The sequence below is a fragment of the Streptomyces sp. NBC_01351 genome (genome assembly GCF_036237315.1).
Classification (GTDB): Bacteria; Actinomycetota; Actinomycetes; order Streptomycetales; family Streptomycetaceae; genus Streptomyces.
Window position 1 is genome coordinate 5,218,361 of sequence record NZ_CP108356.1, and the last position, 20,294, is coordinate 5,238,654.

Here is a 20,294-nt window from a genome sequence, read left to right on the forward strand (position 1 = left end):
ACGCAAGACAGCAGAACGAAAGCCCGGAGGAAAGCCCCAGCTAGTGTTGCTGAGGGTGAGTACAAAGGAAGCGTCCGTTCCTTGAGAACTCAACAGCGTGCCAAAAATCAACGCCAGAAGTTGATACCCCGTCCACTTCGGTGGATGAGGTTCCTTTGAAAAAGACCTGTAAGGCTCCCTCGTGGAGTGCTTGCAGGCAACAACACAGCGAGGACGTTGTGGTCAGTCGGTCTTATTCCGACCAAGACTGGCCCGCTCTTTCGTGTGTGTGAACCGGATTACCGGTAAACATTCATGGAGAGTTTGATCCTGGCTCAGGACGAACGCTGGCGGCGTGCTTAACACATGCAAGTCGAACGATGAAGCCCTTCGGGGTGGATTAGTGGCGAACGGGTGAGTAACACGTGGGCAATCTGCCCTTCACTCTGGGACAAGCCCTGGAAACGGGGTCTAATACCGGATACCACTCCTGCCTGCATGGGCGGGGGTTGAAAGCTCCGGCGGTGAAGGATGAGCCCGCGGCCTATCAGCTTGTTGGTGGGGTAATGGCCCACCAAGGCGACGACGGGTAGCCGGCCTGAGAGGGCGACCGGCCACACTGGGACTGAGACACGGCCCAGACTCCTACGGGAGGCAGCAGTGGGGAATATTGCACAATGGGCGAAAGCCTGATGCAGCGACGCCGCGTGAGGGATGACGGCCTTCGGGTTGTAAACCTCTTTCAGCAGGGAAGAAGCGAAAGTGACGGTACCTGCAGAAGAAGCGCCGGCTAACTACGTGCCAGCAGCCGCGGTAATACGTAGGGCGCAAGCGTTGTCCGGAATTATTGGGCGTAAAGAGCTCGTAGGCGGCTTGTCACGTCGGATGTGAAAGCCCGAGGCTTAACCTCGGGTCTGCATTCGATACGGGCTAGCTAGAGTGTGGTAGGGGAGATCGGAATTCCTGGTGTAGCGGTGAAATGCGCAGATATCAGGAGGAACACCGGTGGCGAAGGCGGATCTCTGGGCCATTACTGACGCTGAGGAGCGAAAGCGTGGGGAGCGAACAGGATTAGATACCCTGGTAGTCCACGCCGTAAACGTTGGGAACTAGGTGTTGGCGACATTCCACGTCGTCGGTGCCGCAGCTAACGCATTAAGTTCCCCGCCTGGGGAGTACGGCCGCAAGGCTAAAACTCAAAGGAATTGACGGGGGCCCGCACAAGCAGCGGAGCATGTGGCTTAATTCGACGCAACGCGAAGAACCTTACCAAGGCTTGACATATACCGGAAAGCATTAGAGATAGTGCCCCCCTTGTGGTCGGTATACAGGTGGTGCATGGCTGTCGTCAGCTCGTGTCGTGAGATGTTGGGTTAAGTCCCGCAACGAGCGCAACCCTTGTCCTGTGTTGCCAGCATGCCCTTCGGGGTGATGGGGACTCACAGGAGACCGCCGGGGTCAACTCGGAGGAAGGTGGGGACGACGTCAAGTCATCATGCCCCTTATGTCTTGGGCTGCACACGTGCTACAATGGCCGGTACAATGAGCTGCGATACCGTGAGGTGGAGCGAATCTCAAAAAGCCGGTCTCAGTTCGGATTGGGGTCTGCAACTCGACCCCATGAAGTCGGAGTTGCTAGTAATCGCAGATCAGCATTGCTGCGGTGAATACGTTCCCGGGCCTTGTACACACCGCCCGTCACGTCACGAAAGTCGGTAACACCCGAAGCCGGTGGCCCAACCCGTAAGGGAGGGAGCTGTCGAAGGTGGGACTGGCGATTGGGACGAAGTCGTAACAAGGTAGCCGTACCGGAAGGTGCGGCTGGATCACCTCCTTTCTAAGGAGCACAGTACCGATTGCAGACAAATGTTCTGCACGGTCAGCTCATGGGTGGAACGTTGATTAGTTGGCACGGTTTCTGAAACTTCCTGTAAGTACTGCTTCGGCGTGGAACACAGTGACAGTGGACGGGATCGTGCTTGGCACGTTGTTGGGTCCTGAAGGTACGGCCGTAAGGTTGCGATCTTCAGTGCCGGCCCCAGTGAACTTGATCTGTATAGGTCAGGGTGATGGGTGGCTGGTCGTTGTTTGAGAACTACACAGTGGACGCGAGCATCTGTGGCCAAGTTTTTAAGGGCGCACGGTGGATGCCTTGGCACCAGGAACCGATGAAGGACGTGAGAGGCCGCGATAGGCCCCGGGGAGCTGCCAACTGAGCTTTGATCCGGGGGTGTCCGAATGGGGAAACCCGGCAGTCGTCATGGGCTGTCACCCACTGCTGAACACATAGGCAGTGTGGAGGGAACGAGGGGAAGTGAAACATCTCAGTACCCTCAGGAAGAGAAAACAACCGTGATTCCGGGAGTAGTGGCGAGCGAAACCGGATGAGGCCAAACCGTATGCGTGTGATACCCGGCAGGGGTTGCGCATGCGGGGTTGTGGGAATTCTTTTGATCGGTCTGCCGGCCGGTCGGCGAGTCAGAAACCGTTGATGTAGTCGAAGGACATGCGAAAGGTCCGGCGTAGAGGGTAAGACCCCCGTAGACGAAACATCAGCGGCTTGCTTAAGAATCTCCCAAGTAGCACGGGGCCCGAGAAATCCCGTGTGAATCTGGCGGGACCACCCGCTAAGCCTAAATATTCCCTGGTGACCGATAGCGGATAGTACCGTGAGGGAATGGTGAAAAGTACCGCGGGAGCGGAGTGAAATAGTACCTGAAACCGTGTGCCTACAAGCCGTGGGAGCGTCGCGCATTGAGTTTACTCAATGCGTCGTGACTGCGTGCCTTTTGAAGAATGAGCCTGCGAGTTAGCGGTGTGTAGCGAGGTTAACCCGTGTGGGGAAGCCGTAGCGAAAGCGAGTCCGAATAGGGCGATTGAGTTGCACGCTCTAGACCCGAAGCGGAGTGATCTAGCCATGGGCAGGTTGAAGCGGAGGTAAGACTTCGTGGAGGACCGAACCCACCAGGGTTGAAAACCTGGGGGATGACCTGTGGTTAGGGGTGAAAGGCCAATCAAACTCCGTGATAGCTGGTTCTCCCCGAAATGCATTTAGGTGCAGCGTCACGTGTTTCTTGCCGGAGGTAGAGCACTGGATAGGCGATGGGCCCTACCGGGTTACTGACCTTAGCCAAACTCCGAATGCCGGTAAGTGAGAGCGTGGCAGTGAGACTGTGGGGGATAAGCTCCATGGTCGAGAGGGAAACAGCCCAGAGCATCGACTAAGGCCCCTAAGCGTACGCTAAGTGGGAAAGGATGTGGAGTCGCAGAGACAACCAGGAGGTTGGCTTAGAAGCAGCCACCCTTGAAAGAGTGCGTAATAGCTCACTGGTCAAGTGATTCCGCGCCGACAATGTAGCGGGGCTCAAGCGTACCGCCGAAGTCGTGTCATTGCAGCAATAGGGCCAACGCCCGCTGTGATGGGTAGGGGAGCGTCGTGTGCCGGGTGAAGCAGCAGCGGAAGCTAGTTGTGGACGGTTCACGAGTGAGAATGCAGGCATGAGTAGCGATACACACGTGAGAAACGTGTGCGCCGATTGACTAAGGGTTCCTGGGTCAAGCTGATCTGCCCAGGGTAAGTCGGGACCTAAGGCGAGGCCGACAGGCGTAGTCGATGGACAACCGGTTGATATTCCGGTACCCGCTTTGAAACGCCCAATATCGAATCCTCTAATGCTAAGGCCGTGAAGCCGTTCCGGACCCTTCGGGGAAAGGAAAGTGGTGGAGCCGCCGATCCAAGGTGGTAGTAGGTAAGCGATGGGGTGACGCAGGAAGGTAGTCCAACCCGGGCGGTGGTAGTCCCGGGGTAAGGGTGTAGGCCGAGGGGTAGGCAAATCCGTCCCTCATTAAGGCTGAGACCTGATGCCGAGCCGATTGTGGTGAAGTGGATGATCCTATGCTGTCGAGAAAAGCCTCTAGCGAGTTTCATGGCGGCCCGTACCCTAAACCGACTCAGGTGGTCAGGTAGAGAATACCGAGGCGTTCGGGTGAACTATGGTTAAGGAACTCGGCAAAATGCCCCCGTAACTTCGGGAGAAGGGGGCCATCACTGGTGATCGGATTTACTCCGTGAGCTGGGGGTGGCCGCAGAGACCAGCGAGAAGCGACTGTTTACTAAAAACACAGGTCCGTGCGAAGCCGTAAGGCGATGTATACGGACTGACGCCTGCCCGGTGCTGGAACGTTAAGGGGACCGGTTAGTGACCTTTCGGGGTTGCGAAGCTGAGAACTTAAGCGCCAGTAAACGGCGGTGGTAACTATAACCATCCTAAGGTAGCGAAATTCCTTGTCGGGTAAGTTCCGACCTGCACGAATGGCGTAACGACTTCTCGACTGTCTCAACCATAGGCCCGGTGAAATTGCACTACGAGTAAAGATGCTCGTTTCGCGCAGCAGGACGGAAAGACCCCGGGACCTTTACTATAGTTTGATATTGGTGTTCGGTTCGGCTTGTGTAGGATAGGTGGGAGACTTTGAAGCAGCCACGCCAGTGGTTGTGGAGTCGCCGTTGAAATACCACTCTGGTCGTGCTGGATGTCTAACCTCGGTCCGTGATCCGGATCAGGGACAGTGTCTGATGGGTAGTTTAACTGGGGCGGTTGCCTCCCAAAGAGTAACGGAGGCGCCCAAAGGTTCCCTCAGCCTGGTTGGCAATCAGGTGTTGAGTGTAAGTGCACAAGGGAGCTTGACTGTGAGACCGACGGGTCGAGCAGGGACGAAAGTCGGGACTAGTGATCCGGCGGTGGCTTGTGGAAGCGCCGTCGCTCAACGGATAAAAGGTACCCCGGGGATAACAGGCTGATCTTCCCCAAGAGTCCATATCGACGGGATGGTTTGGCACCTCGATGTCGGCTCGTCGCATCCTGGGGCTGGAGTCGGTCCCAAGGGTTGGGCTGTTCGCCCATTAAAGCGGTACGCGAGCTGGGTTTAGAACGTCGTGAGACAGTTCGGTCCCTATCCGCTGTGCGCGTAGGAATATTGAGAAGGGCTGTCCCTAGTACGAGAGGACCGGGACGGACGAACCTCTGGTGTGCCAGTTGTCCTGCCAAGGGCATGGCTGGTTGGCTACGTTCGGGAGGGATAACCGCTGAAAGCATCTAAGCGGGAAGCCTGCTTCAAGATGAGTATTCCCACCTCCTTGAGAGGGTAAGGCTCCCAGTAGACGACTGGGTTGATAGGCCAGATGTGGAAGCCCGGTAACGGGTGAAGCTGACTGGTACTAATAGGCCGAGGGCTTGTCCTCAGTTGCTCGCGTCCACTGTGTTAGTTCTGAAATAACGAACAGCTGTGTCAATGCCAGCGTTCAAATTTCATAGTGTTTCGGTGGTCATAGCGTTAGGGAAACGCCCGGTTACATTCCGAACCCGGAAGCTAAGCCTTTCAGCGCCGATGGTACTGCAGGGGGGACCCTGTGGGAGAGTAGGACGCCGCCGAACAATCATTGCGGGAAGCCCCGCACCAGCCCTTTACGGGCTCGGTGCGGGGCTTTTCTGCGTTTGGGGCCCGTTCCGCTTGATGCCACTCCGTGCTTCACCAGTCGGCGGGGTAGCTTTTGAGGCTGCTAGATCGGGGACCTTGGTCAGGCCGGTCTGGGGATCGCCCATGTTCGTGCCGTTGAGGGCCATGACCTCTGGTGTCCGGGCCTCGATCTGGCGGCGCAGCCGCACCACGTTGAGACCGTGGGGAGCACGAGTCTTGCTGGTGCTCGGCCAGCTCCGCGAGCTGCTCCGCGAAGTCGTGCATACGGCGGATCTGCTCGGGGGTCAGGTCGGCCATGGTGTCCTCCTGGTGGGCGCCCGACCAGGGTATGCAGCCCGGCGCGGTGAAGCCTTCGGCTCGTGGCTTCACCGCGAGGGGAATCGGGACGGCCGAGAGACCTACAGGCGGCCGGCGGCCTTGAGGGCGAGGTAGGCGTCTGCCAGGGCGGGGGCCAGGGTGTCCGGGGTGGCGTCGACCACGTGGACGCCGTGGCGGGTGAGCTGGTCCGCGGTGCGGCGGCGTTGGGCTTGGGACTGGGTGCCGGCGGCGGCCTCGTAGACCGCGTCCGCGTCGCCGCGGGACGCGGTCATGGCGGCGACGTGAGGGTCGGCCACGGAGGCCAGCAGGACCGTGTGGCGGGCCGTGAGCTGGGGGAGGAGCGGGAGCAGGCCCTCTTCCACGGGGGCCGCGTCCAGGCTCGTCAGGAGGACCACCAGGGAGCGGCGCGGGGCGCTGCGGAGGATGGTGGAGACCAGGGAGCGGGAGTCCGTCTCGACCAGTTCCGGTTCGAGGGTGGCCATCGCGTTGACGAAGGACGGGAGGACGTCCGCGGCCGCGCGGCCCTGGACCTGGGCGCGGGGGCGGCGGTCGTGGGCCAGGAGGTCCACGCGGTCGCCGGCGCGGGTCGCCAGGGCTGCGAGGAGCAGGGCCGCGTCCATGGCGGAGTCGAGGCGCGGGGCGTCGCCGACGCGGCCCGCGGAGGTGCGGCCGGTGTCCAGGCAGATCAGGATGTGCCGGTCGCGTTCGGGGCGCCAGGTGCGGACGGCCACCTTGTTCTGGCGGGCCGTGGCGCGCCAGTCGATGGAGCGGGTGTCGTCGCCGGGGACGTAGTCGCGCAGGCTGTCGAACTCGGTGCCCTCGCCGCGGGTGAGGACGCTCGTGCGGCCGTCCAGTTCGCGGAGGCGCGCGAGGCGCGAGGGGAGGTGCTTGCGGCTCGTGAAGGGGGGCAGGACGCGGACCGTCCAGGGAACGGTGTGGGAGACCTGGCGGGCGAACAGGCCCAGGGGACCGTACGAGCGGATCGTGACGCGGTCGGCCTGGCGGTCGCCGCGGCGGGTGGGCCGCAGGCGGGTGGTGACCCTGCGGCGTTCCCCTGCCGGGATGGTCACGGAGTGGCGGGAGGCCGGGCCTTCGGTGCCGGGGAGCCAGCTGCTGGGGGGCCAGGCGTCGCGGAGCCGGGCGCGGAGCTTGCGGGTGCCCGGGTTGGTGAGGGTCAGGTGCACGTCCGCGGACTCGCCGAGGCGGACCGAGGTGTCGCCCGAGCGGGTGAGGAGGAGCGGGCGGACGGGCGCCGCGAGGGCGTAGTCGACCGCGCAGGCCAGCGCGAGCGGGCCGTTGACCGCCAGCATCCCCGTCCAGCTCGGTTCGAGGATGCCGACGGGGATGCTGCCCAGGGCCGCCAGGAGGGCGGTGCGTCCGGTGAGGGCCATCAGCGCGGGACGGGGACGTGGGAGAGGATCGCGGTGATGACGGCGTCGGCCTTGACTCCCTCCATCTCCGCTTCCGGGCGCAGCTGGACGCGGTGGCGGAGGGTGGGCAGGGCGAGGGCCTTCACATCGTCGGGGGTGACGTAGTCGCGGCCGGTGAGCCAGGCCCAGGCGCGGGCGGTCGCCAGCAGCGCGGTCGCGCCGCGCGGGGAGACGCCGAGGGTGAGGGACGGGGATTCGCGGGTGGCGCGGCAGATGTCGACGACGTAACCGGCGATCTCCGGGGAGACGGTGACCCGGGCGACGGCCTCGCGGGCGGCTTCGAGCTCGGCGCGGCCGGCGACGGGGCGGATGCCCGCGGCGTGCAGGTCGCGGGGGTTGAAGCCCGCTGCGTGCCGGGTCAGGACGCCGATCTCGTCCTCGCGGGAGGGCAGGGGGACGGTGAGCTTGAGGAGGAAGCGGTCCAGTTGGGCTTCCGGGAGGGGGTACGTGCCCTCGTACTCGACCGGGTTCATGGTGGCGGCGACGAGGAAGGGCTCGGGGAGCGCGCGGGGCGTGCCGTCGACCGTGACCTGGCGCTCCTCCATGGCCTCGAGGAGGGAGGACTGGGTCTTCGGGGGCGTGCGGTTGATCTCGTCCGCGAGGAGGAGGTTGGTGAAGACCGGGCCGTTCTGGAAGGAGAACTCGGCGGTGCGGGCGTCGTAGACGAGGGAGCCGGTGACATCGCTCGGCATCAGGTCGGGGGTGAACTGGACGCGCTTGGTGTCGAGTTCGAGGGAGGCGGCGAGGGCCCGTACGAGGAGGGTCTTGGCGACGCCGGGGACGCCTTCCAGGAGGACGTGGCCGCGGCAGAGCAGGGCGACGACGAGGCCGGTGACGGCCGAGTCCTGGCCGACCACGGCCTTGCCGATCTCGGTGCGGAGCGCTTCGAGGGAGGCGCGGGCGCTGTCCGCGGTCGCGGTCGCAGCCGGGGGCTGCGCCGCCGCGGACTCGGTGGTCGGGTACGTCATGACGTACGGACCTCTCTTTCGAGGGCGTCGAGGTGGTCGGCGAGCGCGACGAGTGCCGCGTCGTCGGAGGGCGTGGGGCCGAAGAGGAGGGCGGTCACGTCCCGGGAGCCGTCCGCGAGCCGGGCGGAGACCGCCGGGGCGAGGGCGGTGGGCTCGTGGGCCTGGCCGTTCGGTACGCCCGTCAGGGCGGCGAGGCGTTCGCGGGCGGCGGCGCGCAGCACGGTGGCGGCGCGGTCGCGGGCGCGGGCCTTGCGGTAGAGGCGGGCGCGGCCCTCGGTGGCCTCGGAGGCGCGGATGGCGACCGGGAGCTTCTCGATGACGAGCGGGCCGAGTCGGCGGGCGCGCCAGAGTGCGGCGAGGGCCGCGGCGACGAACAGCTGGAGCAGGGCCCAGGACCAGCCGGCCGGGGCCAGGTCGAGGAGGCTCTGCTCTTCGTCGGCGGCTCGGGAGTCGGGGTCGGAGTCCGCCAGGGACGGCATGTACCAGACGAGGTCCGGGCGGGAGCCGAGGAGTTGGAGGGCGAGGGAGGCGTTGCCGGTGTCGGCGAGACTCTCGTTGAGGAGGATCGTGCCGGAGCCGAGGACGACGGTGTCGGCGCCGTTCGCCCCCGCGGGGAGGACGAGGAGGGTGGGGTGGTCGCCGCTGGGGTAGCAGGCGGTGGCCCCGCGGAGCGTGGTGGTGTAGCGCATGCCGTCGCCGAGGGTGGCGCGGCCGGCGGTGGCGGCGGCGGGGAGGGTGCAGGCGGGGTCCAGGTCGTCCGAGTTCGAGGTTGCGGGGGCCTCGCCCTTGGACTCGACGCCGGGGGAGAAACCGGGGAGGGAGCGGCTGCCGGGTGCGATGAGGACGGTACGGCCGCCGCCGGAGAGGTCCATGGCCGAGCGGACGAGGCGGCGTTGGGCGGCGCCGAGCCGGTCGGGGTCGGTCACCAGGAGGGTGGTGCGGGGGCCGGCGGCGTCGGCTGCCTCTCGGGCGGTGGTGACGATGCGGGTGGTGACGCCGCGCTCCTTGAGGAGCTCGGCGACGGCGCGGCTGCCGTAGGGGTCGGCGGAGCGGGGGTCCAGGAGGCCGTGGCGGGTGCCGGAGTTCAGGGCGGCGAGGATCGCGACGCCGGCGGCGAGTACGCCCAGGAGGGCTAGGGCGCGGAGGGCCAGGCGGGTTTGGCGGGTTCGGCGGGTGCCGGTTCCGGCGGGGCCGGGGTTGGAGGGGCCGGGTTTGGCTGGGCCGCTTCCGAGGGGGCTGGCAGGGCTGGTTTCGCCGGGGCCGGGCGGGGTCGGGGTGGTTCCGCCGGTGCCGGGGGCGCGCCGGGGCGTCTCCTCGGGCGCCGAACGTGGCGAGGGGTCGGTGGGCCGGGCGGTGGTTGCGTTCGACGCCCTGCGGGGACGCCCCGGCACACCCCCGTCCCCGTCGGAACCGGCGGGCGGCGCGCCCTGCGGGGATGGGGGTGGCGTGGGTTCGGCCGCGTGGGAGCCGGTGGGCGGGGTGTTGTGTGGGGGGTGGGCCGGCATGGGGCCGGTGGGCGGCGTCATGCGGTGGGTCCCGTCAGGAGCGGCTTCGTGCGGGTCAGGGTGGTGTCGAGGGCGCGCAGGCGGGCGTACGCGTCGGCGTCGGCGGTGCGGCCCCCGTACGTGACGTCGTCGAAGGTGCGGGCGGCCGCGCGGAGCTCGTCGGCGTGGTCCGGGAGGGAGACGGAGGCTTCGGCGGCGGCCTCGTCGGCGGTGCGGCCCGGACGGGGGTCGAGGAGGGTGCGTTCCTCCAGGGAGCGGACGACGGCGCGCATGCGTTCCTGGACGGCTTCGGTCCAGCGGCCGGCGGCCGCGTGGGCCTCGGCGGCGGTGCGGTGGTCGGCGGCGCTGCGGATGCCGTCGTCGAAGAGGGTGTTGGCGGAGGTGGCCGTGCGGCGGGGGGCTCCCAGGCGCCACCACAGGGCCCCGAGGGCGAGGAGGACCAGGATGGCGATGGCGAGCAGGCCGAAGGTGCCTCCGGGGGTTGCCCCGGAGGCCGAGCCGAAGAGGCCGTCGAGCCAGTCGAAGAACTTGCGCAGGGCGCGGTCGAGCAGGCCCGGGTCGTTCTGGTGGTACATCGGCTTGGACAGTTCGCGTTCGGCCGCCTCCCGGGCGGGGTCGCGCGGTGTCGTCACCGGTGGTGTTTCCGCAGTGGGAAGGAGTGCCGCCGCGGTGGTGATGAGGCCCCCCGTACTCATCATGTGTGGGTCAGCCCCCGTGGGTGGTGCCGTAGTTCTCGACGCCGGCTGCTCGGGCGAGCTCCAGGTCGAGTCCTTCGCGGCGGATGCGCTGGTCGACGTAGAGGAGGACGGTGACGCCGGACTGGATCGGCATGACCACGGCCTGGGCGATGATCAGGCCGATGGCGGTCAGGATGAGCGGTCCCCAGGCGGTCTGGGCGGTGGGGTCCTGCATGGAGGAGAGGCCGTCGCCGAAGACGGAGAAGCCGATCATCTGGAGCGGGAAGACGATGATCGCCGCGAAGATGGCGGTGATGATGCCGGTGAGCAGCGTGATGCCGAAGATCCGCCACCAGGAGCCCTTGACGAGCTTGGAGGAGCGGGCGAAGGCCTTGAAGACCGTGCTCCGCTCCAGCATCAGGGCGGGCGAGGCCAGGCTGAACTTCATCCACAGCCACAGGAGCAGCGGGGCGTAGGCGAAGAAGCCCAGCACGACCAGGCCGACGTTCTGGGCGATGAGGCCCGGCAGGATCAGGATCAGGCCGCCCAGGAGGGCGCCGGCGCCCATCAGCAGGGTGAGGCCGATCAGGCGGAGCAGCTGGGGGCGGGCGTCGCTCCAGGCGGCGGAGACCGAGGAGTGCTGGCCGAGCACCGCCCGGCTGAAGATCATCGTGAGCATCGCGGTGACCACGATCCCGCCGAGGATCTGGAGGAACTGGGTGGCGGCGCTGACCGAGAGGGCGCTGCCGAAGGTGTTGATCAGCTGCTCGGGCGTGATGTTGTCCGGGTCCGCGGCGAGGATCAGCTCCTCCAGCAGGTACTTCTGTACGAGCATGCTGAGGACCTGGACCACGATGGCCACGACCAGGGTGATCGGCAGTACCGAGCGCCAGTGGGCGCGCATGGTGGCGACCGCGCCGTCGAGGATCTCGCCGAGTCCCAGGGGGCGCAGGGGGATCACTCCGGGCTTGGCGGCGGCGGGCCGGCCCCACTGGCCGGGGCCGCCCGGGTAGCCGTGCTGAGGGCCGTACGGGCTGCCCTGCGGGGGCGCCTGCGGGGGGTACCCGCCCCAGCCGGCGCCCTGCGGGGGCTGCTGCGGTGGCGGGGTCTGGCCGGCGGCAGGGCTCTGCCACTGGCCGGGAGGCGGCTGCTCGGCGGACCACTTCGGTGCGTCGGCGGGCTGCGGCTGCTCGGCGGGGGTCGCCGGGCGCTCGCCTTCGGAAGGGGAGGACCCGGGCGTGGCCCAGCCCGGAGAGTCGTTCATCGTCGCTCCTTCACGTGCACCTGCTGTGGCGGGGGCGCTGGTCGGCTGCCATCGTGCCATGTGGGGTCCACGAACGGACCAGCCGTCCCCCCGGATGTGCGGCAGCCCGTACCTTCAATTGTCACCCGGATCCGGGGCAGACTGGTCGACCTGATCTCCACGCAGGTCCGAGGGGCGATTTCCAGCCCTTTTGGCTGTGGGACAGCTCACCGCCAGGTAACGATTAGCTAATGGGATGATGTCAACCATGAAGGGACGCGTCCTTGTCGTCGACGACGACACCGCGCTGGCCGAGATGCTCGGCATTGTGCTGCGTGGAGAAGGTTTTGAGCCGTCGTTCGTAGCGGACGGTGACAAGGCACTTGCTGCCTTCCGGGAGGCGAAGCCGGATCTGGTACTGCTCGATCTCATGCTGCCCGGAAGGGACGGCATAGAGGTGTGCAGGCTGATCCGGGCCGAGTCCGGGGTGCCGATCGTCATGCTGACCGCGAAGAGCGACACGGTGGACGTGGTCGTGGGCCTGGAGTCCGGGGCCGACGACTACATCGTCAAGCCGTTCAAGCCGAAGGAGCTGGTGGCCCGTATCCGGGCCCGCCTGCGCCGGTCGGAGGAGCCCGCGCCCGAGCAGCTGGCCATCGGTGACCTGGTCATCGACGTGGCCGGGCACTCGGTCAAGCGGGACGGTGCCTCCATCGCCCTGACCCCGCTGGAGTTCGACCTGCTGGTCGCGCTCGCCCGCAAGCCCTGGCAGGTCTTCACCCGTGAGGTGCTGCTGGAGCAGGTCTGGGGTTACCGGCACGCGGCGGACACCCGCCTGGTCAACGTGCACGTGCAGCGGCTGCGCTCGAAGGTCGAGAAGGACCCGGAGCGCCCCGAGATCGTTGTGACGGTGCGCGGTGTCGGCTACAAGGCCGGACCGAGCTGACGTGCAGTCCGGCAGGCCCCGAAGCGGCTCCCTGTGGGGAGCGCTGCGGGGAGGCAGGCTGCTCCAGGACGGAGCGCCGGGCGGTCCGTTGCTGCGGCTGTGCGTACGCCTCGTACGCCGGCCGCTGCTTCCGGCTGTCCGGCTGTGGCGGCGCAACATCCAGCTCCGGGTGGTCGCCGCCACCCTGCTGATCTCCCTCTCCGTGGTCCTCGCGCTGGGCTTCGTCGTCATCGCCCAGGTGAACAAGGGCCTCCTCGACGCGAAGGAGGAGGCGGCGCAGAGCCAGGCCGCGGGAGGGTTCGCGGTCGCACAGGAGAAGGCCAACGCCCCCGCGACCGTGGACGGGCCCGACGCCGCCGACAGCAAGGTCGGCCGGGACGCCAGCACCTGGATGAACTCGCTGGTCAAGCAGCTCGCCAGTGGCGGCCAGACCGCCTTCGAGGTCGTCGCGCTCGGCGCGGGGACCGGTGAGCAGGCGCTGCCCGGCGCGCAGGGCGGCGTCAAGGGTGCCCGCGCCTCCGGCAACGTGGACCCGACCGCGAGCGTGCCGCTGGCGCTGCGGCGGGCCGTCGACCACGCCACCGGCACCTTCAAGACCTTCTCCGAGATCCGCTACACCAGCGGGACGGGGCAGAAGGCCCCGGAGCCCGCGCTGGTCGTCGGCAAGCGCCTCACCGACATCAACGGGGACCCGTACGACCTGTACTACCTCTTCCCGCTGACCCAGGAGGAGGAGTCCCTCACCCTGGTCAAGAGCACGATCGCCACCGCCGGACTGTTCGTCGTCGTCCTGCTCAGCGGTATCGCGTGGCTGGTCGTACGGCAGGTCGTGACGCCGGTCCGGATGGCCGCCGGGATCGCCGAACGGCTCTCGGCCGGCCAGCTCCAGGAGCGGATGAAGGTCACCGGCGAGGACGACATCGCGCGGCTGGGCGAGGCCTTCAACAAGATGGCCCAGAACCTCCAGCTCAAGATCCAGCAGCTGGAGGACCTGTCCCGGATGCAGCGCCGCTTCGTCTCGGATGTCTCGCATGAGCTGCGCACCCCGCTGACGACGGTACGGATGGCCGCCGACGTCATCCACGACGCCCGGGTCGATTTCGACCCGGTCACCGCGCGGTCGGCGGAGCTGCTCGCCGGGCAGCTCGACCGCTTCGAGTCGCTGCTCTCGGACCTGCTGGAGATCAGCCGCTTCGACGCGGGCGCCGCGGATCTGCAGGCCGAGCCCATCGACCTGCGGGACGTCGTGCGCCGCGTCATCGACGCGGCCGAACCGCTCGCCGAGCACAAGGGCAGCCGGATCCGGGTGCTCGGCGACACCCAGCCCGTCATCGCCGAGGCCGACGCCCGGCGGGTGGAGCGGGTGCTGCGGAATCTCGTCGTCAACGCCGTGGAGCACGGTGAGGGCCGCGATGTGGTGGTCCGGCTCGCGTCCGCGGGCGGGGCCGTCGCCGTGGCCGTACGGGACTACGGGGTCGGGCTCAAGCCCGGCGAGGCCACCCGCGTCTTCAACCGCTTCTGGCGGGCCGACCCGGCGCGTGCCCGTACGACCGGCGGTACGGGCCTCGGCCTGTCCATCGCCGTCGAGGACGCCCGGCTGCACGGCGGCTGGCTCCAGGCGTGGGGCGAGCCGGGCGGCGGCTCGCAGTTCCGCCTGACCCTGCCGCGCACCGCCGACGAGCCGCTGCGCGGGTCGCCGATCCCGCTGGAGCCCGAGGACTCCCGGGCCAACCGGGCCAGGGCCGCCGCGGACGCGGCGGACAGCGCGGCGCCCGTCCGGCCGGCGGAGGGCTCCGACCGGTCGCCGATACCGCCCAGGTCGCCGGCGGCGGGGGCGGTGCCCGTACCGGCCGATCCGACCGCGCTGCCGGGGAACGGATCGCGGGTCGTGGCCCGGGACATCGACCGGGCGTCCGCCGAACAGGCACCACAGGAGGATCGAACCGATGGACGCTGAGCGCAGGAGCGCGCGCATCGTACGCTTGTGCGCCCTCGGCGTGATCGCCCTGTTGGTGGCCGGCTGCGCCTCCATGCCCACCCACGGTGAGATCCGTGACGTGGAGGCCTCGCAGGGCGTCGACTCGCAGGTCCGGGTGTTCGGCGTACCGCCCGCCGACAAGGCCGGCGCGGCCGAGATCGTCAAGGGCTTCCTGGAGGCCATGACCAGCGACGACCCGCAGCTGGAGACCGCCCGCAAGTACCTCACCGAGGAGGCGTCGAAGAGCTGGAGGCCCGGCTCCGCCGTCACCGTCCTCAAGTCCGGCCTCAGCCGGTCGCCCGTCGCCGGCGAGCGGGACCCGGACGAGCCCCGCTGGAAGGTGACCGGCGAGAAGCTCGCGGCCGTGGACGAGCACAGCGCCTACCAGCCGGAGACCGCCCGCGGGCAGTACGAGTGGTTCCTCCAGCTGGTGCAGGAGAACAAGCAGTGGCGGATCGCGACGCCGCCCAGGAGCCTCGTGCTCAGCGAGTCCGACTTCCAGCGCATCTACATGCCGGTCAACAAGTACTACTTCGCGGGCGGCATGCTCGTCGCCGATCCCGTGTACGTGCGGCAGCGCGCCGACCCCGACTCGCGGATGGACCCCACCACGCAGACGGTCCAGTCGCTGCTGGCCGGGCCCTCCAACTGGCTCGCGCCGGTCGTCGAGTCCAGCTTCCCCACCGGGACCGAGCTGCGCGAGGGCACCAAGTCCCTCTCGTACGACGGCCAGAACACGCTGCGCGTGCCGCTCAACGAGAAGGCCGAGAACGTCACGCAGCCGCAGTGCAAGAAGATGGCCACCCAACTCCTGTACACCGTCAAGGATCTGACGGGCTCCCGGCTCGACCAGGTCGAACTGCTGCGTTCCGACGAGAAGTCGTCCTCGCTGTGCTCGGTGAACGAGTCGAACGCGGCCACGATCGCCGGCCGGCCCAAGACCCCCGAGCACCAGTACTTCGTCGACAACGAGGCACGGCTCGTCCGCATGAAGCTCGACGCCGCCAGCGAGGACCAGCAGGCCAAGCCCGAGCAGGTGCCGGGACCGCTGAGCACCCCCGCCCCCTTCAGGGTCAAGTCCGCCGCCGTGTCGTACGACGAGAGGCGCGCGGCCGTGGTCTCGGAGGACGGGCACGGCCTGTACGTGGTGGCGATGGCCGGGGTCGGTGTCATGCCGGAGAAGCCGGTGGTCACGAGCAAGGGGGCCAGGACGGACACCCTGGCCGCGCCCAGCTGGGACGCGGCGGGCGACCTGTGGGTCGCCGACCAGGATCCGCAGCACCCCGGTCTGTGGCGGGTGCCGGGCGGGGTCGGAACCCCCGAGAAGGTGGAGGTGGCGGGGCTCGCCGGCCGGAAGATCATCTCCTTGAAGACCTCCGCGGACGGGGTGCGGATCGCACTGCTCCTGGAGGGGGACGGCCACAAGACCCTTTCGGTGGGGCGGATCGAGCGGCCCGACGGCAAGAACGCCACGGGGTCGGTGTCGGTGCGCGAGCTGCGCCCGGCGGCTCCGCAGATGGCGGACGTGACGGCGATGAGCTGGGCGCCGCGGGGTCGGCTGCTGGTGGTGGGCCGGGAGAGCGGCGGGGTCGTGCAGGCCCGTTACATGCTGGCGGACGGTTCGATGATCGCGGCGAGCCTGCCCGGGGCCACCGGGCTGGAGGCGGTGGCGGTGGCCGTCTCGGAGGACGAGGGGAAGCCGAGGCCGGTCGTCGGGCATTCGGCGGACGGCATCGTGTGGCTGCCGCCGGGGGCGCAGTGGCGCACGGTGGCGGGCGGCCGGGCCCCGGTGTACCCGGGCTGATCCGCGTCCGGCCCTGGCCGATGTCCGTGTCGATACCGGTTGACCTGCGGTTTCGTGGGTCGTCCACAGGGGTGGCGGGCCGGTGCGGGGCCCGGCAGAGTGGACGCATGCGGGGGTGGTGGCGGGAGCTCGCCGGGCTGGTCCTGCCGGTCGACTGCGCCGGGTGCGGCGCCGCCCGGGTGCTGCTGTGCGCCGGCTGCCGGGAGGCGCTGAGCGGGGCCGGTGCGGGGCGCGTGCGGCCCTCGCCGGTGCCGGAGGGGCTGCCGGTGGTGCACGCGGCCGCGGGCTACGAGGGGCCCGTACGGGCCGTGCTGCTGGCCCACAAGGAGCGCGGGGCACTGCCGCTGGCCGGGGTGCTCGGCCATGCCCTGGCGGCGGCGGTCCTGGCGGGCGGCAGGGGGCCGGGGGAGGGGGAGCTGGCGCTGGTGCCCGTTCCCTCCGCACGGCGGCAGGTCCGGGCGCGCGGGCACGATCCGGCGCGCAGGATCGCGCTGGCCGCGGCGGGGCGGCTGCGGCGGGCCGGTGTGCCCGCGCGCGTGGCCCCCGTACTGCGGCTGCGGCGGGCGGTGGCGGACCAGGCGGGGCTGGGGGCCGCGCAGCGCCGGGAGAACCTGGCGGGGGCGCTGGAGGTGCGCCGGGGAGGGGCGCGGGCGGTGGCGGGCGCGGAGGTCGTACTCGTGGACGACCTCGTCACCACCGGGGCCACGCTGGCGGAGGCGGCCCGGGCGGTGCGCGCCGCGGGGCTGGGGGCGGCCGGGGCCGGGCCGAGGGCGGCGGTGGTCGCGGCGGCGGTCGGCAACTCGAAGAGAGCAAAACTCTTGTGAATAGATTTGGAACTGCCGGGGAAGGCCCATCGTTGCAGGTAGTAAGAGAGATCAGCAACGGGATCGGAAGAACGTCCCGGTAGCGGGTGCCGACAACCGCCATAGAGGGATATGTTCGGTTGTAAGGACTGGCGAGCCTTGGCCCCACTCATCGCTGTCGCTCGACTCCGAAGTCGGTGGGGTGTTGATCTTGCCGATGGGGGAGGAGGAGGTGAAAGTCGCCAAGTCCGTGGCTCCGGCCTTCACCGGAGCCTGGTGCGAAAGGGAGACGCTTCGCCCCATGAGGCGGAGCCATCCGGGAACGGAGTTCTGCGTGGACATCGTCGTCAAGGGCCGTAAGACCGAGGTGCCCGAGCGGTTCCGCAAGCACGTGGCCGAGAAGCTGAATCCTGAGCGGATCACCAAGTACGACGCCAAGGTGATCAGCGTGGACGTCGAGGTGTCCAAGGAGCACAACCCGCGGCAGGCCGACCGTTCCGACCGCGTGGAGATCACCCTCCACTCGCGGGGCCCGGTGATCCGTGCCGAGGCTTCCGCCACCGACCCGTACGCGGCGCTGGACCTGGCTCAGGACAAGCTGGAGGCCCGGCTGCGCAAGCAGCACGACAAGCGCTACACGCGCCGCGGCAGCGGACGCATCTCGGCGGCGGAGGTCGCCGACGTCGTACCCGGTGCCGCAACGCTCAACGGCAATGGCCAGCCGGTCGGCGAGGAGAAGACGGACAAGGTGCCGATCACCCGGATCGGATCCATCGAAGTGCAGGGCGAAGGCCCCCTCGTCGTCCGCGAGAAGACCCACTCGGCCGCACCGATGTCGCTCGACCAGGCTCTTTACGAGATGGAACTGGTCGGACACGACTTTTATCTGTTCGTCGACTCCGAGACCAAGTTGCCCAGCGTCGTGTACCGCCGTCACGCCTACGACTACGGCGTCATTCACGTGAATCCCGACGGGGCCTCCAGCTCGGAGGAACCGCGAGGCGGCGCCGGCGGCGCGCTCGGCGGCTGAAGCGAACCATTCGTCGCCCCTGCGGATCGCTCAGGCGTCCGCAGGGGCACCTGTGTGACGGGTATGCGCCATGCGTGGCCGTCGGACGCCCCCGCGTCGTCGTGCGGGCATGGAATCATGGCGGGCAGTCAATCGGCGGCGGTGTCCGTCCGGTTGGTCCGGCGGTTCAGCACATGCAGGGGGAGGAACGATGGCGGACAGCTTCGGGCCGGTACGCGGTGACGACGGCGCGGGCTGTCGAGGCGCGGACGGGCCGACGGCGGCGGGGGACGCGGCCGGCTCGCGGGGCAAGGAGCCCATTCGGGTGCTCGTGGTCGACGACCACGCGCTGTTCAGGCGCGGACTGGAGATCGTCCTCGCGCAGGAGGAGGACATCCAGGTCGTCGGCGAGGCCGGGGACGGGGCGGAGGCCGTGGACAAGGCGGCCGACCTGCTGCCGGACATCGTGCTGATGGACGTACGGATGCCCAGGCGCGGCGGGATCGAGGCGTGCACCTCGATCAAGGAGGTGGCGCCCTCCGCGAAGATCATCATGCTGACGATCAGCGACGAGGAGGCGGACCTCTACGACGCGATCAAGGCGGGTGCGACGGGATACCTCCTGAAGGAGATCTCGACGGACGAGGTCGCCACCGCGATCCGGGCGGTCGCCGACGGACAGTCGCAGATCAGCCCCTCGATGGCGTCGAAGCTGCTCACCGAGTTCAAGTCGATGATCCAGCGGACCGACGAGCGGCGGCTGCTGCCGGCGCCCAGGCTGACGGACCGGGAGCTGGAGGTCCTGAAGCTGGTGGCCACCGGCATGAACAACCGGGACATCGCCAAGGAGTTGTTCATCTCCGAGAACACGGTGAAGAACCACGTCCGCAACATCCTGGAGAAGCTGCAGCTGCACTCCAGGATGGAGGCCGTGGTCTACGCGATGCGGGAGAAGATCCTGGAAATCCGCTGACCCGTCCCTAGAGCGCGGCCAGCTCCGCCGTGACGGCCGCCGCCTCGGCGGGGGAGCCGGCGCGCTCCACGCGGACCGCGTCGCAGCCCACCCATTCCGCGGCTTCCCGCAGGGCGGCCGCCATCGGGGCGGCGGCCTTCGGGGAGGTCAGGGAGAGCTGCCGGGCGACCAGGGTGCGGCCCTCGCGGGCCGGGTCGACGCGGCCCTGGAGCCGCCCGCCCGCCAGCAGCGGCATCGCGAAGTACCCGTGTATCCGCTTCGGCTTGGGGACGTACGCCTCCAGGCGGTGGGTGAAACCGAAGATCCGCTCCGTGCGCGGCCGGTCCCAGACCAGGGAGTCGAAGGGCGAGAGCAGCGTCGTGCGGTGGCGGCCCCGGGGGATCGTGGCCAGGGCGGAAGGGTCCGCCCAGGCCGGCTTGGACCAGCCCTCCACCTCGACCGGGACCAGTCCGGAGTCCGCGACCACCGCGTCGAACTCCCCGCCCTTGAGGCGGTGGTAGTCCGCGATGTCGGCGCGGGTGCCGACGCCCAGGGACTGCCCGGCCAGCGCGACGAGGCGGCGCAGGCACTCGCGGTCGTCCAGGTCGTCGTGGAGCAGGGCGTCGGGGACCGCGCGCTCGGGCAGGTCGTACACCCGCTTCCAGCCGCGGCGCTCACCGCAGACGACCTCGCCGGTGTCGAGCAGCCACTCCACCGCGATCTTGGTCTCGGACCACTCGAACCACTCGCCGCCGTTCTTGGCGCCGCCCAGCTCGGTCGAGGTCAGCGGGCCGTCGGCCTTCAGACGGTCCAGGACCGCCTTCGTCGAGCGCTCCTGGTCCTGGAGGACGTGCCAGCGGTGGCCGCGGGCCCGGTTGGCGCGGCGCCGGAAGGCGAAATGCGGCCATTCCTCGATGGGCAGGATGCAGGCGGCGTGCGACCAGTACTCGAAGGCGTGACGGTCCGACCAGTAGGCCTTCTCCACGGTGTCCCGGCCCACCGCGCCGAGGCGCGCGTACGGGATCAGCTCGTGCGAGCGGGCCAGGACCGAGATGGTGTCCAGCTGGACGGCGCCCAGGTGGCGCAGGACTCCGCGCACCCCACCTCGGCGGTCGGGCGCCCCGAGGAAGCCCTGCGCGCGCAGGGCGATCCGGCGGGCCTCGTCGGCGGACAGCGAGAGCGAGGTCGAGGTCATCTCCGCAGC

The 20,294-nt window shown here is 68.5% G+C and carries 12 protein-coding genes and 3 rRNA genes; 9 read left to right on the forward strand and 6 right to left on the reverse strand.

Annotated features, from left to right (window positions below; genetic code table 11):
* Positions 1-291 precede the first annotated feature (291 nt).
* The 3 genes from OG625_RS24070 (at position 292) to rrf (ending at position 5,414) form a co-directional block, all read left to right on the forward strand.
* Positions 292-1,816, forward strand: a 16S ribosomal RNA gene (locus OG625_RS24070).
* 283 nt (positions 1,817-2,099) lie between these two features.
* Positions 2,100-5,221 (forward strand): 23S ribosomal RNA (locus OG625_RS24075).
* A gap of 76 nt (positions 5,222-5,297) precedes the next feature.
* Positions 5,298-5,414, forward strand: a 5S ribosomal RNA gene (gene rrf / locus OG625_RS24080).
* The 16S, 23S and 5S rRNA genes sit together here, the layout of an rRNA operon.
* 441 nt (positions 5,415-5,855) lie before the next feature.
* Here rrf and OG625_RS24085 read toward each other — a convergent pair.
* Genes OG625_RS24085 through OG625_RS24105 form a run of 5 tightly spaced genes read right to left on the reverse strand, consistent with a single transcriptional unit; the run spans position 5,856 to position 11,619 of the window.
* The gene (locus tag OG625_RS24085) at positions 5,856-7,166 is read right to left on the reverse strand and encodes a DUF58 domain-containing protein (RefSeq protein ID WP_329384844.1); all 1,311 of its coding nucleotides are present in this window, start codon (positions 7,164-7,166) and stop codon (positions 5,856-5,858) included.
* Positions 7,166-8,173 (reverse strand): AAA family ATPase, encoded by a 1,008-nt coding sequence (locus OG625_RS24090; protein WP_329384847.1) that lies wholly within the window; start codon positions 8,171-8,173, stop codon positions 7,166-7,168. The genes OG625_RS24085 and OG625_RS24090 overlap by 1 nt, the downstream gene beginning before the upstream one ends.
* Entirely contained in the window at positions 8,170-9,699 is a 1,530-nt protein-coding gene (locus tag OG625_RS24095) for a DUF4350 domain-containing protein (protein WP_329384851.1), read from the reverse strand. Before OG625_RS24095 ends, OG625_RS24090 begins: the two co-directional genes overlap by 4 nt.
* Positions 9,696-10,376, reverse strand: a complete 681-nt coding sequence (locus tag OG625_RS24100; RefSeq protein ID WP_329384854.1) for a DUF4129 domain-containing protein — start codon at positions 10,374-10,376, stop codon at positions 9,696-9,698. Before OG625_RS24100 ends, OG625_RS24095 begins: the two co-directional genes overlap by 4 nt.
* Positions 10,377-10,383: 7 nt before the next feature.
* A complete protein-coding gene (locus OG625_RS24105) occupies positions 10,384-11,619 on the reverse strand; it encodes a hypothetical protein (RefSeq protein WP_329384857.1) in 1,236 nt (411 codons plus the stop codon).
* A 235-nt stretch (positions 11,620-11,854) separates the two neighbouring features.
* Between OG625_RS24105 and mtrA the strand changes: the two genes are divergently transcribed.
* The 6 genes from mtrA (at position 11,855) to OG625_RS24135 (ending at position 19,111) form a co-directional block, all read left to right on the forward strand.
* Positions 11,855-12,544: a two-component system response regulator MtrA gene (gene mtrA, locus OG625_RS24110; RefSeq protein ID WP_189747360.1), complete on the forward strand. Its 690-nt coding sequence runs from the start codon at positions 11,855-11,857 to the stop codon at positions 12,542-12,544.
* Between the two features lies 1 nt (position 12,545).
* On the forward strand, positions 12,546-14,501 hold the full coding sequence (mtrB, locus tag OG625_RS24115) for an MtrAB system histidine kinase MtrB (protein ID WP_329384861.1): 1,956 nt from the start codon (positions 12,546-12,548) through the stop codon (positions 14,499-14,501).
* A complete protein-coding gene (locus tag OG625_RS24120) occupies positions 14,491-16,326 on the forward strand; it encodes an LpqB family beta-propeller domain-containing protein (protein ID WP_329384864.1) in 1,836 nt (611 codons plus the stop codon). Before mtrB ends, OG625_RS24120 begins: the two co-directional genes overlap by 11 nt.
* Before the next feature lie 107 nt (positions 16,327-16,433).
* A complete protein-coding gene (locus OG625_RS24125; protein WP_329384867.1) occupies positions 16,434-17,150 on the forward strand; it encodes a ComF family protein in 717 nt (238 codons plus the stop codon).
* A 313-nt stretch (positions 17,151-17,463) separates the two neighbouring features.
* Positions 17,464-18,159 carry a ribosome hibernation-promoting factor, HPF/YfiA family gene (hpf, locus tag OG625_RS24130; protein WP_443067902.1) on the forward strand — a complete coding sequence of 232 codons (696 nt, stop codon included), beginning with the start codon at positions 17,464-17,466 and terminating at the stop codon, positions 18,157-18,159.
* A gap of 190 nt (positions 18,160-18,349) precedes the next feature.
* Positions 18,350-19,111 carry a response regulator transcription factor gene (locus OG625_RS24135; RefSeq protein ID WP_329384871.1) on the forward strand — a complete coding sequence of 254 codons (762 nt, stop codon included), beginning with the start codon at positions 18,350-18,352 and terminating at the stop codon, positions 19,109-19,111.
* A gap of 7 nt (positions 19,112-19,118) precedes the next feature.
* Here the strand turns inward: OG625_RS24135 and OG625_RS24140 are convergent, their stop codons facing one another.
* Positions 19,119-20,285 carry a winged helix-turn-helix domain-containing protein gene (locus OG625_RS24140; protein ID WP_329384873.1) on the reverse strand — a complete coding sequence of 389 codons (1,167 nt, stop codon included), beginning with the start codon at positions 20,283-20,285 and terminating at the stop codon, positions 19,119-19,121.
* Positions 20,286-20,294 lie beyond the last annotated feature (9 nt).